General features: G+C 68.4%; 13 protein-coding genes. 9 read left to right on the forward strand and 4 right to left on the reverse strand.

Translation table 11 applies throughout. The annotated features are described in order from the left end of the window. The first annotated feature begins 125 nt into the window (after positions 1–125). The 3 genes from ACLIME_RS02590 to ACLIME_RS02600 all read left to right on the forward strand — a co-directional run bounded on the left by ACLIME_RS02590 (position 126) and on the right by ACLIME_RS02600 (position 4,422). The gene (locus ACLIME_RS02590; protein WP_159878240.1) at positions 126–1,850 is read left to right on the forward strand and encodes an ABC transporter family substrate-binding protein; all 1,725 of its coding nucleotides are present in this window, start codon (positions 126–128) and stop codon (positions 1,848–1,850) included. 161 nt (positions 1,851–2,011) lie between these two features. Beyond that, a complete protein-coding gene (gene typA, locus ACLIME_RS02595; protein WP_056007297.1) occupies positions 2,012–3,919 on the forward strand; it encodes a translational GTPase TypA in 1,908 nt (635 codons plus the stop codon). Between the two features lie 71 nt (positions 3,920–3,990). Beyond that, the gene (locus ACLIME_RS02600) at positions 3,991–4,422 is read left to right on the forward strand and encodes a hypothetical protein (protein WP_192005231.1); all 432 of its coding nucleotides are present in this window, start codon (positions 3,991–3,993) and stop codon (positions 4,420–4,422) included. Between the two features lie 67 nt (positions 4,423–4,489). On the opposite strand, the gene efeB is transcribed toward ACLIME_RS02600, so the two are convergent. From efeB to efeU, 3 genes are all read right to left on the reverse strand, one after another. Further along, complete coding sequence (gene efeB / locus ACLIME_RS02605) at positions 4,490–5,887, reverse strand: iron uptake transporter deferrochelatase/peroxidase subunit (protein WP_411558136.1); 1,398 nt, start codon at positions 5,885–5,887, stop codon at positions 4,490–4,492. A 113-nt stretch (positions 5,888–6,000) separates the two neighbouring features. Next, entirely contained in the window at positions 6,001–7,212 is a 1,212-nt protein-coding gene (gene efeO / locus ACLIME_RS02610) for an iron uptake system protein EfeO (RefSeq protein ID WP_411558137.1), read from the reverse strand. A gap of 54 nt (positions 7,213–7,266) precedes the next feature. After that, positions 7,267–8,115, reverse strand: coding sequence for an iron uptake transporter permease EfeU (efeU, locus tag ACLIME_RS02615; RefSeq protein WP_124769014.1), 849 nt, complete (start codon positions 8,113–8,115; stop codon positions 7,267–7,269). A gap of 185 nt (positions 8,116–8,300) precedes the next feature. On the opposite strand from efeU, the gene ACLIME_RS02620 reads away from it, so the two are divergent. From ACLIME_RS02620 to ACLIME_RS02635, 4 genes are all read left to right on the forward strand, one after another. Then, on the forward strand, positions 8,301–8,834 hold the full coding sequence (locus tag ACLIME_RS02620; protein ID WP_079705537.1) for a hypothetical protein: 534 nt from the start codon (positions 8,301–8,303) through the stop codon (positions 8,832–8,834). Positions 8,835–8,873: 39 nt separating this feature from the next. After that, positions 8,874–9,197, forward strand: coding sequence for a ferredoxin (gene fdxA, locus ACLIME_RS02625; protein ID WP_079705538.1), 324 nt, complete (start codon positions 8,874–8,876; stop codon positions 9,195–9,197). 4 nt (positions 9,198–9,201) lie between these two features. Then, positions 9,202–10,323, forward strand: a complete 1,122-nt coding sequence (gene dapC, locus ACLIME_RS02630; protein WP_411558138.1) for a succinyldiaminopimelate transaminase — start codon at positions 9,202–9,204, stop codon at positions 10,321–10,323. Between the two features lie 179 nt (positions 10,324–10,502). Further along, positions 10,503–11,762 carry a citrate synthase gene (locus ACLIME_RS02635; RefSeq protein ID WP_411558771.1) on the forward strand — a complete coding sequence of 420 codons (1,260 nt, stop codon included), beginning with the start codon at positions 10,503–10,505 and terminating at the stop codon, positions 11,760–11,762. 105 nt (positions 11,763–11,867) lie between these two features. On the opposite strand, the gene dapD is transcribed toward ACLIME_RS02635, so the two are convergent. Continuing rightward, positions 11,868–12,845 (reverse strand): 2,3,4,5-tetrahydropyridine-2,6-dicarboxylate N-succinyltransferase, encoded by a 978-nt coding sequence (gene dapD, locus ACLIME_RS02640; protein ID WP_071261031.1) that lies wholly within the window; start codon positions 12,843–12,845, stop codon positions 11,868–11,870. 51 nt (positions 12,846–12,896) lie between these two features. Here dapD and dapE point away from each other — a divergent pair, with 51 nt between their 5' ends. Then, entirely contained in the window at positions 12,897–13,994 is a 1,098-nt protein-coding gene (dapE, locus tag ACLIME_RS02645) for a succinyl-diaminopimelate desuccinylase (protein ID WP_411558139.1), read from the forward strand. Beyond that, positions 13,984–15,207, forward strand: coding sequence for a hypothetical protein (locus tag ACLIME_RS02650; RefSeq protein WP_244175442.1), 1,224 nt, complete (start codon positions 13,984–13,986; stop codon positions 15,205–15,207). Before dapE ends, ACLIME_RS02650 begins: the two co-directional genes overlap by 11 nt. Positions 15,208–15,272: the final 65 nt, after the last annotated feature.

Consider the following 15,272-nt stretch of genomic DNA (forward strand, 5'->3'; position numbering starts at 1 on the left):
ACAATTCGTGCCCACTTGTGGGGGATCCCCGGAGCGGGTGCAAGATGGTGCACATTGGCCTGCGCGCCTTCCGCTCCGCATCGGTGCGGCGTTGCGCAGTTACACGTCACGAAAGGTGGATCTCGATGAGTTCCAGAACACAGGGATCGAAGCGGCGCGGCGGGATGATCCTCGCCGGCGTCTCGATCGTCGCCCTCGCATTGACGGCTTGCACCGGAGGCGGTTCAGGCGGTGGCGGCTCGACGTCGAAGCCCGCCGAGCTGTCCGGCACCGGCTGGGAGCGCGCCGACGCCGACCAGATCGCCCAGGGCGGCACACTCAACCTCGCGGTCGACACGATCCCGGCCAACTGGAACCTCAACAACCTCGACGCCGGCACGGTCGACGACCAGTTCCTCACGAACCTGTACACCCCGTCGTTCGTCAAGATCAAGGAAGACGGCTCCTGGGAGGCGAACCCCGACTACGCGACCTCGGTCGAGCTGAAGAGCGAGGACCCGCAGGTCGTCGAGATCAAGATCAACCCCGACGCCGTGTGGTCCGACGGCACCGCGATCAGCGTCGACGACGTCGCTGCGACGTGGCAGTCCCTGAACGGAGCGAACGAGGCGTACGCACCCACGTCCACGAACGTGTGGAAGGACATCGAGTCCGTCACCGCCGGCGACAGCCCGCAGGACGTCCTCATCACGTTCAAGAACAAGAACGCGGACTGGCCGTCCATCCTCGGCAACATCTGGCCGAAGTGGCTCGGCGCGACGCCCGAGTCGTTCAACACCCTCTGGGCGACCGGACCGTACGCGGCCGACGGCACGACCTACGTGTCGGGTGGCCCGTACATCGTCAGCAAGATCGACCAGACCGGTGCCGTCGTCACCTTCGCGCCCAACCCGAAGTGGTGGGGCGACAAGCCGAAGCTCGACAACATCATCTTCAAGCAGATCTCCCGCGCGGGCCTCGCCCAGGCGTTCTCCAACAGTGAGATCGACGTCTTCAGCGTGGGTTCCAACGCCGACAACTACCAGACGGCTCAGAAGCGCAGCGACGCCGAGATCCAGCGTTCGCGCGGCACCACCTACAACCACATCACGCTGAACGGCACGTCCGAGGTCCTGAGCGACCCCGAGGTCCGCCAGGCGTTCGCCAAGTCGATCAACCGTCAGACCATCGCCGAGGCCCGCCTCGCCGCGATCGACGCGCCGACCGACCTGCTGAACAACCTCATCTTCCTCCCGGGCCAGGACGGCTACGAGGACGACGCCTCCAAGGTGCTCGGCTACGACATCGACGCGGCCAAGAAGCAGCTCGAGGACGCCGGTTGGAAGGAAGGCAGCGACGGCATCCGCGAGAAGGACGGCCAGAAGCTGACCGTCCGCTACGTCATCGACTCCGACAACCCGGTCTCCGCCGAGACGTCGCAGCAGGTGCAGGCCATGGTCAAGGAGTCGGGCTTCGACCTCCAGATCGACACCGTCCCCTCGGATGACTTCTTCACGAAGTACGTCACCACCGAGACCCGCGACTTCGACGCCGTGAGCTTCGCGTGGCAGGGCACCGCCTTCCCGATCTCCAGCACCGAGTCGATCTTCTACCCGGCCGACTCCGGGCAGAACTTCCCCGGCGTCACCGACGACTCCCTCGGTGACCTCTGGGCGAGCGCCAACGCGGAGCTCGACCCCGACAAGCGCCTCGAGATCGCGAAGGAGATCGACAAGAAGATCGTCGCCCTCGCGACCACGCTCCCGCTGTTCCCGGTGCCGTACACCTACGGCGTCAAGACCGGCCTCGTGAACTACGGGCCGACCCAGTTCGAGACCATCGACTGGAAGAACGTGGGCTGGAAGAAGTAAGCGACACGACGGGTTCCTCCTGAACCCTGAGGACGACGGGCATCGGCGGGAAACCGCCGGTGCCCGTCGCCGTTCAGCCCCCGGCCAGGACTCCTGCGGTATGATGGTCCGTCGGCACCATCGTGCCCGAATCCCATCCACTTGAAGGAAGCCACCCTTTTATGGCGCTCGCCACTCGTTCCGATCTGCGCAATGTCGCGATCGTGGCCCACGTTGACCACGGCAAGACGACCCTCGTCGACGCCATGCTGCGACAGACCAACTCTTTCGCCGAACACGCCCACCTCGAAGAACGCGCCATGGACTCGAATGAGCTCGAGCGCGAAAAGGGCATCACCATCCTCGCCAAGAACACGGCGATCTCGTACAAGGGCGAACACGCCACCGACGGCCCGATCACGATCAACGTCATCGACACCCCGGGCCACGCCGACTTCGGTGGAGAGGTCGAGCGCGGCCTGTCCATGGTCGACGGCGTCGTCCTCCTCGTCGACGCGTCCGAGGGCCCCCTGCCGCAGACCCGGTTCGTGCTCCGCAAGGCGCTCGAGGCCAAGCTGCCGGTCATCCTCCTGGTCAACAAGACCGACCGCCCCGACGCGCGCATCGACGAGGTCGTCGTCGAGAGCCAGGACCTCCTCATCGGTCTCGCCAGCGACATGGTCGACGACGTCCCCGACCTCGACCTCGACGCCGTCCTCGACGTCCCGGTCGTCTACGCCTCCGGTAAGGCCGGCCGCGCGTCGTCCAACAAGCCCGCCAACGGCGAACTGCCCGACAGCGAGGACCTCGAGCCGCTGTTCGCAGCCATCCTCGAGCACATCCCGGCTCCGCAGTACGACGACGAGCACCCGCTCCAGGCGCACGTCACGAACCTCGACGCCTCGCCGTTCCTCGGTCGCCTCGCGCTCCTGCGCATCTTCAACGGCACGCTGAAGAAGGGCCAGACGGTCGCCTGGGTCCGCCACGACGGCGACGTCCACAACGTCCGCGTCACCGAGCTCATGATCACGAAGGCCCTCGACCGCTACCCGGCCGAGAGCGCCGGCCCCGGCGACATCGTCGCCGTCGCCGGTTTCGCCGACATCATGATCGGCGACACCCTGGCCGACCCCGAGGACGTCCGCGCGCTGCCGGCCATCACGGTCGACGACCCGGCCATCTCGATGACCATCGGTACCAACACCTCGCCGCTCATGGGCAAGGTCAAGGGCCACAAGCTCACCGCGCGCATGGTCAAGGACCGCCTCGACCGCGAGCTCATCGGTAACGTCTCGCTCAAGGTCCTCGACATCGGTCGACCCGACGCGTGGGAGGTCCAGGGCCGTGGAGAGCTCGCGCTCGCCATCCTCGTCGAGCAGATGCGTCGCGAAGGCTACGAGCTCACCGTCGGCAAGCCGCAGGTGGTCACGAAGCGTATCGACGGCAAGGTCCACGAGCCGTACGAGCACCTGACCATCGACGCTCCCGAGGAGCACCTCGGCGCGATCACCCAGCTCCTCGCCGCTCGCAAGGGCCGCATGGAGAACATGGCGAACCACGGCACCGGCTGGGTCCGCATGGAGTTCATCGTCCCGTCGCGCGGCCTCATCGGTTTCCGTTCCGAGTTCCTCACCGCCACGCGCGGTACGGGTATCGCCAACGCGTTGGCACACGGCTACGGCGAGTGGGCCGGCGCGATCACGACGCGCAACAACGGCTCGATCGTCGCCGACCGCTCCGGCGTGGTCACGCCCTTCGCGATCATCGCGCTGCAGGAGCGCATGTCGTTCTTCGTGCAGCCGACCGAAGAGGTCTACGAGGGCATGGTCATCGGTGAGAACTCGCGCAACGACGACATGGACGTCAACATCACCAAGGAGAAGAAGCTGACCAACATGCGTCAGTCTTCGGCCGACAACTTCGAGTCGATGACGCCGCCGCGCGTCCTCACGCTCGAGGAGAGCCTCGAGTTCGCCCGCGAGGACGAGTGCGTCGAGGTCACGCCCGAGCACGTGCGCATCCGCAAGGTCGAGCTCGACGCTCAGGCCCGCCAGCGCAGCTACTCGCGTCTCAAGAAGCAGTCCGAGTAGGCAGCAGCCGCTCCAACCCGATGCCCGGTCCTCTCAGGAAGACCGGGCATCGGATCGTTAAGCTCATGGGCATGCGCCGACCCGCCTCCCTCGCCCTGCTGGCCGCCCTCGTCCTCGCTCCGACGCTCGCCGGGTGCAGCGTCATCGAGTCCACCGTCAAGGACTCCGTCGAGCAGGGCATCCGCGACGCCACCGGTGGCGACTTCGACGTGAACCTCGACGAGGGGCTGCCGGACGGATACCCCGTCGACGCGGTCCCGGTGGTCGACGGCACGGTCAACGGCGGACGTGGAACGGTCGACGGCAAGGACACCTTCGTCGTCACGGTCCAGGCGACCGACGCGGCCACCGCAGCGAAGGACGCGCTCGTCGCGGCGGGCTTCACGGTCGACGCGGAGATCGCGAACGGAGACGGTTCGATCGTGACGATGTCGACGACGGCCTACGACGTGAAGCTCGTCGCCTCGGCGGACAGCATCCTCTACACGGTGACGGTCAAGTAGCACTTCGACAGGCTCAGTGACCGGACAGGGAGGGCTCAGTGACCGGGGCTCAGCGACCGGGCAGGTCCTACGCGAAGAGCGTCTCGCCGACCCAGCCGTCCTTGCTCGCGCCCGGCGGCACCGCGAAGATCGCCGACCCGACGTGCTTGATGTACTCGTTGAGCGCATCGGTGGCCAGCGCGCGCTGCACGTCGATGAACTGCTTCGGCGATCGCTGGTACGACATGAAGAACAGTCCGGCGTTCAACCGCCCGAGGTCGTCGTTGCCGTCGACGAAGTTGTATCCGCGTCGCAGGAGCTTCGTGCCCTTGAGCTGGGTCGGGTGCGCCAGGCGCACGTGCGAGTGCTTGTCGATGAGCGGCTGATCCGTTGCGCCGACCGCGTCGAAGTCGGGCTCAGTGAACTCCTTACCGCCCGACAGCGGTGCGCCCTCGCCCTTGCTCCGACCGATGACGCGCTCCTGCTCCTGGAGCTGCGCGCGGTCCCAGGTCTCGATGATCATGCGGATCTTCCGGACCACGAGGTAGGAACCACCGCTCAGCCAGGCGGCGCTGCCTCCGTCCTGGACCCAGACCTGCTCCTCGACCGTCTTGGTCTCCTCGGACTTGACGTTCGCGGTGCCGTCTTTGAAGCCGAACAGGTTGCGCGGGGTGACCTGGCTGGTGGAGGTCGAGGAGGTACGACCGAAGCCGAGCTGCGACCAGCGGATGGAGGCGCGTCCGAACGCGATGCGGCTCAGATTGCGGATCGCGTGCACCGCGACCTGCGGGTCGTCGGCGCACGCCTGGATGCAGAGGTCGCCGCCGGTGAGGCCCGCCTGGAGGTTGTCGCCCGTGAAGCGGGGGAGCTTCTCCAACTCGGCCGGGCGCCGGTCGGCGATGCCGAACCGGTCCGTGCCGTCCTCGGCGGTGAAGAGGGTGGGTCCGAACCCGAAGGTGATCGTGAGCCCGCTGGCGGGCAGTCCGAGCGCTTCTCCGGTGTCGACCGGGGGAGCGAGCGGGGAGCCGTCGACGGCACCGCCGTCGGCGACCTCCTTCCCCTGCGTCATGCGCGCCGCGGCGACACTCCAGTCCTGGAGCAACTCGATGAGCTCCTCCCGGGTGGTCCCAGCCGACACGTCGTACGCGGCGAAGTGCAGGCGGTCCTGCGCCGGCGTCGTGATCCCGCTCTGGTGGGCCCCGTTGAACGGGTAGACCGTCGTGACGCCCGCGGCACTCGCCGAGGCGCTGACGGCGGCGGTGATGGCCGCGGTCGCCCCGGCTCCGGCCGCCAGCCCTGCGGCGCCCGCTCCGGCGAGGCCGAACAGCGCCCGGCGCGACAGCCCGCGCTGCGGGGCGTCGTTCGGTGGTGCGGACGCGGCGCCGGGTTCAGGCGCGGTGGGCGTCGATCCTGCCTCGGGTCCAGACGCGGTGGGCGTGGACCCTGCCTCGGTGGCAGGAGTCGTGGGGGGAGTGTGCTCGGTCATCGGACCTCATGCTATTCAGGGATGGCTGGAAGGCCGCAGGGCCGGAACCCCCAGAATGCTCTGAGCGGTTCCGGCCCGGCGCGCCGCGGAGGCGGCGGTGGATCCGTTCGGTGCTACTCGGCGACGCCGAGCACCGTGTGGGTGAGCTGCGACAGCGGCTCGGCGAGGGCGTTCACCTGGTCGGAGAGCTCCTTGCGCTGCTCCTCGGTGACGGTGTCGTAGCTCACGAAGCCGCTGTCGAGGCTGCCGTACTTCGCGAGCAGGTCCTGCAGCGCCGTGAACTCGGTCTCGATCTGGCCGACGAGCTTCGTGCCCGCGTCACCCTTGCTCGCGGCGATGTCCTTGACGTTGCCGAACGCGACCTCGGCTCCCTGCACGTTGGCCGCGAAGTCGTAGAGGTCGGTGTGGGACCACCAGTCCTCCTCGCCGGAGATCTTGCCGACGGCGACCTCGTCGAGGAGACCGATGGCACCGTTCGAGATGTCGCCGAGGCTCACGGTGAAGTCCTTCTCGGAGACGAGGTCGAACAGCTGCTGCACGTCGTCGACGAGTCCGGTGGCGAACTGCTGACGCTGTTCCGGCGTCGACGGCGTCCAGTCCGTCAGCGCGCTCGTGCCGTCGGAGTTCAGCGCGTCGGCTGCCGGCGGCCAGAGGTCCTTCTCGATCCGGTGGAAGCCGGTCCAGTCGAGTCCTTCAGCCACGGCGTCGACCTCGCGGTAGTCGATCTTCGGGTCGAGGTCGCCGAACGCCTCGGCCGTCGGCTCGATGCGTTCGTACGAGACGCGCGTCGTCGCGAACAGCTGACGGGCGGTCTCGTCGTCGCCGGCGGCGTACGCGTCGGTGAAGGCCTTCACCTGCGGCACGAGTTCGGCCACCTGCGACTTGATGTAGGCGACGTAGTTCGTCACGGCCTGGTCGGTGAGCGCCTGCTCGTCCTTCGAGACGGTCGCGTTCTCACCGGTGACGGTGAACTCGGCGAGGCCGACGGGAGCCCCGACGAGCTGGAACTTGCAGGCCGTGTAGTACGTGCCGGGGTTCAGCTGTGCGACGTAGGACACCGTCTGGCCCGGCGTCACGTTCTCCTTCTCGCCGACGATGCGCAGCTTGTCCGAGGCGAGGATCTCGAACTCGTTGACGTCGGTGCCGTTGTTGGTGATCGAGAACGTCACGGCACCGGCCGTCGCCTTCGCGACGGACACCGAGCACGAGTCGTCGGTGATGGCGACGGTGAGTGCGTCGCTTCCCGTCTTGTTCGGGACGCATCCCGTGAGGGCGAGGGCGAGGACGCCCGCGCCGGCGAGGCCGGCGATGATGCGGTGCTGCATGGAGACTCCTGTCGGAAGGTGCTGGTGCTTGGTTCGTTGTGGGGCGGGGACCGGTCAGGCGTTCGTCGTGACCGGTTTCGTGACCGAGGTCGGGCGCCGACGGCCGAGACCCGAGACCCGGATGAAGCAGACGAGCGTGACGATCAGGTACAGCAGCCACGCACCGAACTGCGCCCAGGTCGGGGCAGGGGTGAAGTTGAAGAGTCCGCCGAGGACGGTGCCGTACCAGCTCGTCGGAGGGATGATCGCGCTCAGGTTGAACGCGGCCTGCCCCCAGCCGGGGATGACGCCCGCTTCCTGGAGGTCGCCGACGCCGTAGGCGAGGACGCCGGCAGCCACGACGACGAGGAAGAGCCCCGTCCACGTGAAGAAGGTGCCGAGGTTGATCCGGACGAATCCGCGGTAGATGAGATACGCGATGACGACGGAGGTGAGGATGCCGAGGAGCGCGCCGATCGAGCCGACGACGGCGCTCTCACCGGAGTTGACGCTCGCCCAGATGAAGAGGGCGGTCTCGATGCCCTCGCGGCCGACGCTGATGAAGCCGAGGACGACGATGCCGATCGCCGATCCGGCGACGGCGGCGTCGAGTCGTGACTCGAGGTCGTGCTTGAGCTCTCGGGCGTTGCGCCCCATCCAGAAGATCATCCAGGTGACGAGCCCGACGGCCAGGATGGAGAGTCCGCCGCCGAGGATCTCCTGCGCCTGGAAGCTCAGCCCGTACGGTCCCCAGGTGAGGATGGCACCGACACCGAGCGAGACGACGATCGCGACGGCGACGCCGAGCCACAACCGGGGGAGGACGTCGCGGCGGCCGAGCTTGTTCAGGTAGGCGACGAGGATGCCGACGATGAGGCCTGCTTCGAGGCCTTCGCGGAGGCCGATGAGGTAGTTCGCGAGCACGTGACCGGACTTTCGGGCGTCGAGCAGGCGGTCGCCCAGGGGAGGCCGTCGTCTGCGGGGTGGGGATGCATCCGAGGGCGCGCCGGGCGGGGCGCTGCGACTTCGGAACGCGGTTGGGTAAGGCTAACCTTATCCGACGTCGACCATAGCGCCTGATGCTGAGGCTGTCCAGATACAATCGGCGGATGACCGATCCGGCCCCCGACCCCAGCCTCCCAGACGGCCGCACGGTCGGCGACGACCGCTGGTTCCCGCCGACACCGCCGCAGCAGGACGCACCGCACGAGCAGTCCACGGCGTCGCGGGTGATCGGGATCGTCCTCGCGTTCCTCGTCGGTCTGGCGTACGGCGCCATCGGCACGGTCGCGCACGCCTGGGCGCCCTCCGTACTCGGTGTCGCCCTCCCGGTCGGACTGGTGCTCGGGATCCTCGGCGTGGCCATGCTCCTGGTCGGACTCCGCATCGTCCTGGGGGACCGGCTCGCAGCGTCGGCAGCGGCCCTCGGGGTCATCCTCATGATCGGGATCCTGCTGCTCGAGAGCACCGGCGGCTCCGTCCTCATCCCGCAGAGCGTCTCGGGCCTCGTCTGGACCATCGCGCCCGGTCTCATCGCCGTCCTCGTCGTCGCGTGGCCGAAGCTCCCGGAGCGCGCCCGCAAGCGCGACGACCGTCCCGCGGGACCGGCGCCCGAACCGTTCCCCGTCTCGCCGCAGGCGTAGACTGGACAACTCAGTGCTCGTGAAGGGAGCCACCCGCCCGTGACCTACGTGATCGCCCTGCCGTGCGTCGATGTGAAGGACCGCGCCTGCATCGACGAATGCCCCGTCGACTGCATCTACGAGGGTGAACGGTCGCTCTACATCCACCCCGACGAATGCGTCGACTGCGGTGCGTGCGAGCCGGTCTGCCCGGTGGAGGCCATCTACTACGAGGACGACCTTCCCGAGGAGTGGGCGGACTACTATAAGGCCAATGTCGAGTTCTTCGACGAGATCGGTTCCCCGGGTGGGGCCGCGAAGGTCGGCGTGATCCCCTCGGACCACCCGCTCATCGCCGCGCTGCCGCCACAAGCCCACGAGTAGTCGCGTGGCACTGCCGCCGCTGCCCGACTACCCCTGGGACCTCATGGTCCCGTATGCGGAGCAGGCCCGTCGCCACCCCGACGGCATCGTCGACCTCTCGATCGGTTCGCCGGTCGATCCGACTCCCGGCCTCATCCGGGATGCGCTCCGGGCCTCCACAGACGCACATGCGTACCCGACCACGGTCGGGACGCCCGAACTCCGGCAGGCGATCGTCGACTGGTTCGCGCGCCGTCGTGGTGTCGAGGGGCTCAGCCTCGACGCCGTCCTCCCGACGATCGGCTCGAAGGAACTCGTCGCGCTGCTCGCCTTCCTCCTCGGCCTGGGCGCCGGCGACACCGTGGTCCACCCGGTGGCCGCCTACCCGACGTACGCGGTCGGCGCGGCGATCGCCGGAGCCGAGGCGTTCGCCTCCGACGACCCCGCCGAATGGCCGGAGAGCACCCGGCTGGTCTGGCTGAACTCCCCCGGCAACCCCGACGGTCGTGTCCTGTCGGTCGACGAGCTGCGCGCAGCCCGAGCCAGAGCCCGCGAACTCGGCGCCGTCCTCGTGGGCGATGAATGCTACGCGGAACTCGGCTGGGAGGGGGAGTGGTCCGACACCCCGACCCCGTCCGTGCTCGATCCCCGCGTGACCGACGGCGACACCGAGGGTGTCCTCGCGATCTACTCCCTGAGCAAGCAGTCCAACCTGGCCGGATACCGTGCCGCGTTCCTCGCGGGCGACGAGCGCCTGGTGCGTCGGCTGGTCACCGTCCGGAAGCACGCGGGTCTCATGCTGCCGGCCCCGCTGCAGGCCGCCATGGTCGCGGCGCTCGGCGACGACGCCCACGTGGCGGAGCAGAAGGCCCGCTACCGCGCCCGACGCGAGGTGCTGCTCCCGGCCGTCCGTGAGGCCGGGTTCCGGGTCGACCGCAGCGAGGCGGGACTGTACCTGTGGATCACCGAAGGCCAGGACGCCTGGGTGAGTATCGACCGCCTGGCGTCGATCGGTGTTCTGGCGGGTCCAGGGGTGTTCTACGGCGAGGCCGGACCGCAACACGTGCGGCTCTCCCTGACCGCCACCGACGAGCGCATCGCGGCCGCCGCGGCCCGACTTCGGGGACTCCGCCCGATTTCGGGGTGAACTCCAAGGAAGTCGCCGGATCACTGTGGGAAACAGCAGTAGGGTCCGAAGCCGATTAGGCTGTATGTGACACGCCGTCGTATCGGAGGGCGATGTCGAGTCCCTATCGCACAAAGATATGAGGAGGCGCCGTGGGCGACGTCGAGAAACAGGCTTCCACCGAGACGCAGCAGGTCACCCTGAACTACCCCGGCGGAACGGCCGAATTCCCGATCCACCAGTCAGCCCAGGGCGCGTCGAGTATCGACATCTCCTCGCTCACGCGGCAGACCGGCCTGACCACGCTCGACTACGGGTTCGTCAACACCGCGGCGACCAAGTCGGCGATCACGTACATCGACGGCGACCAGGGCGTCCTGCGGTACCGCGGCTACCCGATCGAGCAGCTCGCGAAGCAGTCGACCTTCCTCGAGGTCGCCTGGCTGCTCATCCACGGGGAGCTCCCGACTGCGGACGAACTCGGCGGATTCGACGAGAAGATCCGGCGCCACACGCTTCTCCACGAGGACCTCAAGCGGTTCTTCTCGGCGCTCCCGCACACGGCACACCCGATGGCCGTCTTGTCGAGCGCCCTGCAGGCCATGTCGACCTACTACGAGTCGGACGCCAATCCGCACGATCCCGACCACGTCGAGCTCACGACGGTCCGCATGCTCGCGAAGCTCCCGGTGATCGCCGCCTATGCGCACAAGAAGTCGGTCGGGCAGGCGTTCCTCTACCCCGACAACTCGTTGAGCTTCGTCGACAACTTCCTCAAGCTGAACTTCGGCAACCTCGCCGAGCCGTACGAGATCGATCCCGTCCTGTCGAAGGCGCTCGACCTCCTGCTCATCCTGCACGAGGACCACGAGCAGAACGCCTCGACCTCCACGGTCCGCCTCGTCGGCTCCACCGGAGCGAACCTCTACGCCTCCGTGTCCGCCGGTATCAACGCCCTGTCGGGTCCGCTGCACGGTGGCGCGAACGAGGCTGTCCTGCAGATGCTCGGCCGGATCCAGGAGTCCGGCGAGGGCGTGCAGCGCTTCGTCGACCGCGTGAAGAACAAGGAAGACGGCGTGAAGCTCATGGGCTTCGGGCACCGCGTCTACAAGAACTACGACCCGCGCGCCAAGCTCGTCAAGGAGAGCGCCGGCGAGGTGCTCCGGGCGCTCGGCATCAACGACCCGCTGCTCGACCTGGCTCAGGAGCTCGAGCAGATCGCCCTGGAGGACGACTACTTCAAGGAGCGCAAGCTCTACCCGAACGTCGACTTCTACACCGGCGTCATCTACAAGGCGATGGGCTTCCCGACGCGGATGTTCACGGTGCTCTTCGCCATCGGACGCCTGCCCGGGTGGATCGCCCACTGGCGTGAGATGAACCTCGACCCGCAGACCAAGATCGGGCGCCCGCAGCAGCTGTACACGGGTTCGCCCGAGCGTCCCTTCCCGACGCGCTAATCCTGTCGGTTCCTGAGCCTGTCGAAGGGCGGTTCCTGAGCCTGTCGAAGGGCGGCCCCGCATCCACCTCGGATGCGGGGCCGTTCTGCGTCCCGGGAGGCCGGGTCAGGCGTGCAGTGCCGCGTTCAGCTCGACGCCCGAGCCCGAGCGGGGGAGCACCTCGACGGCACCGGTGAGTGAGTTCCGTCGGAACAGGAGGTTCGGGACACCCGACAGCTCGACCGCCTTGACCGTGCGCGGCGCGCCTTCGGCCGTGGCCGCAGCACCCGCGAGGACGACCTTGGTGCCCGCAGTCACGTAGAGACCCGCCTCGACCACCGAGTCGTCGCCGATCGAGATGCCGATGCCGGAGTTGGCGCCGAGGAGGGCGCGCTGACCGATCGCCACCCGCTGCGTCCCGCCGCCGGAGAGCGTCCCCATGATCGACGCACCACCCCCGATGTCGCTGCCGTCACCGACGACGACGCCCTGCGAGATGCGTCCTTCGACCATCGACGCGCCGAGGGTCCCGGCGTTGAAGTTGACGAAGCCCTCGTGCATGACGGTGGTGCCCGGTGCCAGGTGGGCGCCGAGCCGGACGCGCGAGGCGTCGGCGATCCGGACCTTGTCGGGCGTCACGTAGTCGAGGAGTCTCGGGAACTTGTCGATGCCGGTCGCGTGGATGCCGGCGCGGAGGAGCGACGGTCGGAGGCGGTCGAAGTCCGCGGGGTGGACGGGGCCGGCGTTGGTCCAGACGACGATGGGGAGGTGCGCGAAGACACCGTCGAGCGAGATCGTGTTCGGCTGGACGAGCAGGTGGCTGAGCAGGTGCAGCCGCAGGTAGGCGTCCGGGGTGCTCTGCGGAGCGGCCTGCAGCTCGATCTCGACCGTGACGATGTCGATGCGGACGGCCCGGCGCTCGTCGTCGGTCGCGAGGGCCTCGAGGTCTGCGGGGGCGATCCAGCGGTCGCGGCCCTCGGGGATCCGTCCGAGCGAGGGCTCGGGGAACCAGGTGTCGAGCACGGTGCCGTCGGCGGCGATGGTCGCGAGGCCGGAGCCCCAGGCGTGAGTCGGAACAGGGGTCTCGGCAGGCGCAGCGGTCATGGCTCCAGGGTACCGGCCAACACTCAGGTCGACGGCCAATACACTGGTGCCATGCCAGCCGAAGTCCCCGTACTCGACCTGTCCGTCTCCTCGGTGGAACTCACCCAGCAGCTGTGCGACATCGCCTCCGTCTCGGGGGATGAAGCCCGCATCGCCGACGCGATCGAGGCGTCGCTCGAGGGTCTCGAGCACCTGACGATCGTGCGCGACGGCGACACGGTGGTCGCTTCCACTTCGCTCGGACGTGCACAGCGGGTCATCATCGCCGGCCACATCGACACCGTCCCGATCAACGGAAACGTCCCGACCCGGCTCGAGGAGCGCGACGGCGAGGCGGTGCTCTGGGGTCGAGGGACGGTCGACATGAAGGGCGGCGTCGCGGTCCAGCTGAAGCTCGCGGCTGAGCTCACCGATCCCATCGTCGACATCACCTGGATGTGGTACGACAACGAGGAGGTCGCATCCGACCTCAACGGCCTCGGGCGTCTCGCGCGGAACCGTCCCGACCTCTTCGTCGGTGACTTCGCGATCCTCGGCGAGCCGAGCAACGCCGGCGTCGAGGGTGGCTGCAACGGAACGCTCCGCGTCCACGTGAGCGCCCACGGCAAGCGCTCGCATGCGGCCAGGAGCTGGGTCGGCGTCAACGCGATCCACGCGATCTCACCGGTCCTCGCGACGCTCGCCTCGTACACGCCACGGGAGGTCGAGGTCGACGGGCTCGTCTACCGGGAGGGCGTCAACGCGGTCGGGATCACCGGCGGCGTCGCCGGGAACGTGATCCCGGACTTGGTCACCGTCGAGGTGAACTACCGCTTCGCTCCGAGCCGGACGGGTGCCGAGGCGCTCGCCCACCTCGAGGAGCTCTTCTCCGGCTTCGAGGTCGTGCAGACGGACGTCGCGGAGGGCGCTCGTCCCGGGCTCGACGCGCCGATCGCCCAGGACTTCCTGGCCGCGGTCGGCGGCACACCGGCCCCGAAGTACGGCTGGACGGACGTCGCACGCTTCTCCGCACTCGGCGTCCCCGCCGTCAACTACGGACCGGGTGACCCGCTCCTCGCCCATGCCGACGACGAGCGCGTCCCGCTCGCACACATCCAGGACTGCGAGCGCGGGCTCCGCGCCTGGCTGACCGGGCCCGATGGTCGCTGACGCGGCCCACTCGACCGAGGTCGAGGAGCGGCCGTCGATGCTCCAGCGCTGGGCTCGCCTGCCCTGGTGGGGGCGGATCACCATCGTGTACGTGCTGTCCCGCCTGGTGACGACCGCGATGTTCGCGGTCGCGAGTCTGCTGCAGGCGCCGGACTCCCGGTTCGGCGCGTTCCCCTCGCTCGGCACGCTCGCCGCCGGCTGGGACGGACAGTGGTACTGGTGGATCGCGACGTACGGCTACCCGACCCAGCTGCCGCTCGACGACGCCGGCCGGGTCGCGGAGAACGCGTGGGCGTTCATGCCGGTCTATCCGGGGGTCGTGAAGGCGCTCTCGGTCGTCACCTTCCTGCCGTGGCCGGTCATGGCCGTCATCGTCTCGCTGTGCTGCGGCTTGGGGGCGGCCCTGCTGTTCCACCGGCTCCTGCGCATCCGCCTCGGCGATGAACGGGCGATGTTCGCCGTCGTGCTGTTCTGCATCGCCCCGCTCAGCGCCCTGTTCCAGGTCGCCTATGCGGAATCGATGTTCCTGCTGCTGCTGACGCTCGCACTGCTCCTGCTCGTGACGCGCCGGTACGGCTGGCTCCTCGCCGTCATCCCGGTCATGGCGTTCACCCGCCCCGGAGTCCTGGCCTTCTCGCTCCTGCTGGGCCTCCATCTCATCGTGCGTATCGTCACGCGACACCGCGACCCGCTCGCGCGCCGGGAGGTCGTCCTCATCCTCGCGGGCGGGGCCCTCGCTGCCCTCGCCGGATTCGCGTGGATGGTCATCGCCGGTCTCGTCACCGGGACGCCGGAGGCGTACCTCGAGACGGAGCTGGCGTGGCGGGCCGCCTTCATCGGGGAGCAGCCCCTCGTCCCGTTCTCGGCCTGGATCCAGGGCGGCCAGTTCTGGTTCGGGGATGGTCCGGGCATCGCCGTCGTCGCCGCGATCTTCGTCGGCTCCGTCGTGCTCCTGTTCCTCCCACCGGTGCGCCGGCTCGGTGCCGACCTCCGGTTGTGGGTGGGGTCCTACCTCCTGTACCTCTTCGCGGTGTTCTTCCCGCAGACGAGTGTCTTCCGGCTGCTCGTACCGGTCTTCCCGCTCCTCGGTGCGGTCGCCGTCCCACGGAACCGCTGGTACCGCGGTGGCGTCGTCATCGTCTCGCTGGCGTTGCAATGGTGTTGGATCTTCGTCATGTACGGCCTCGCGAACGCGTATTGGACCATTCCCTGAGCGCGGATCGGGCGTCATCCTGCGCCTCGCCGCGCTCAGGATTATCACGAGCCCCCGTGATACGA

Source organism: Plantibacter sp. MPB07 (assembly GCF_046619465.1).
In the GTDB taxonomy this organism is placed as follows: Bacteria; Actinomycetota; Actinomycetes; order Actinomycetales; family Microbacteriaceae; genus Plantibacter; species Plantibacter auratus.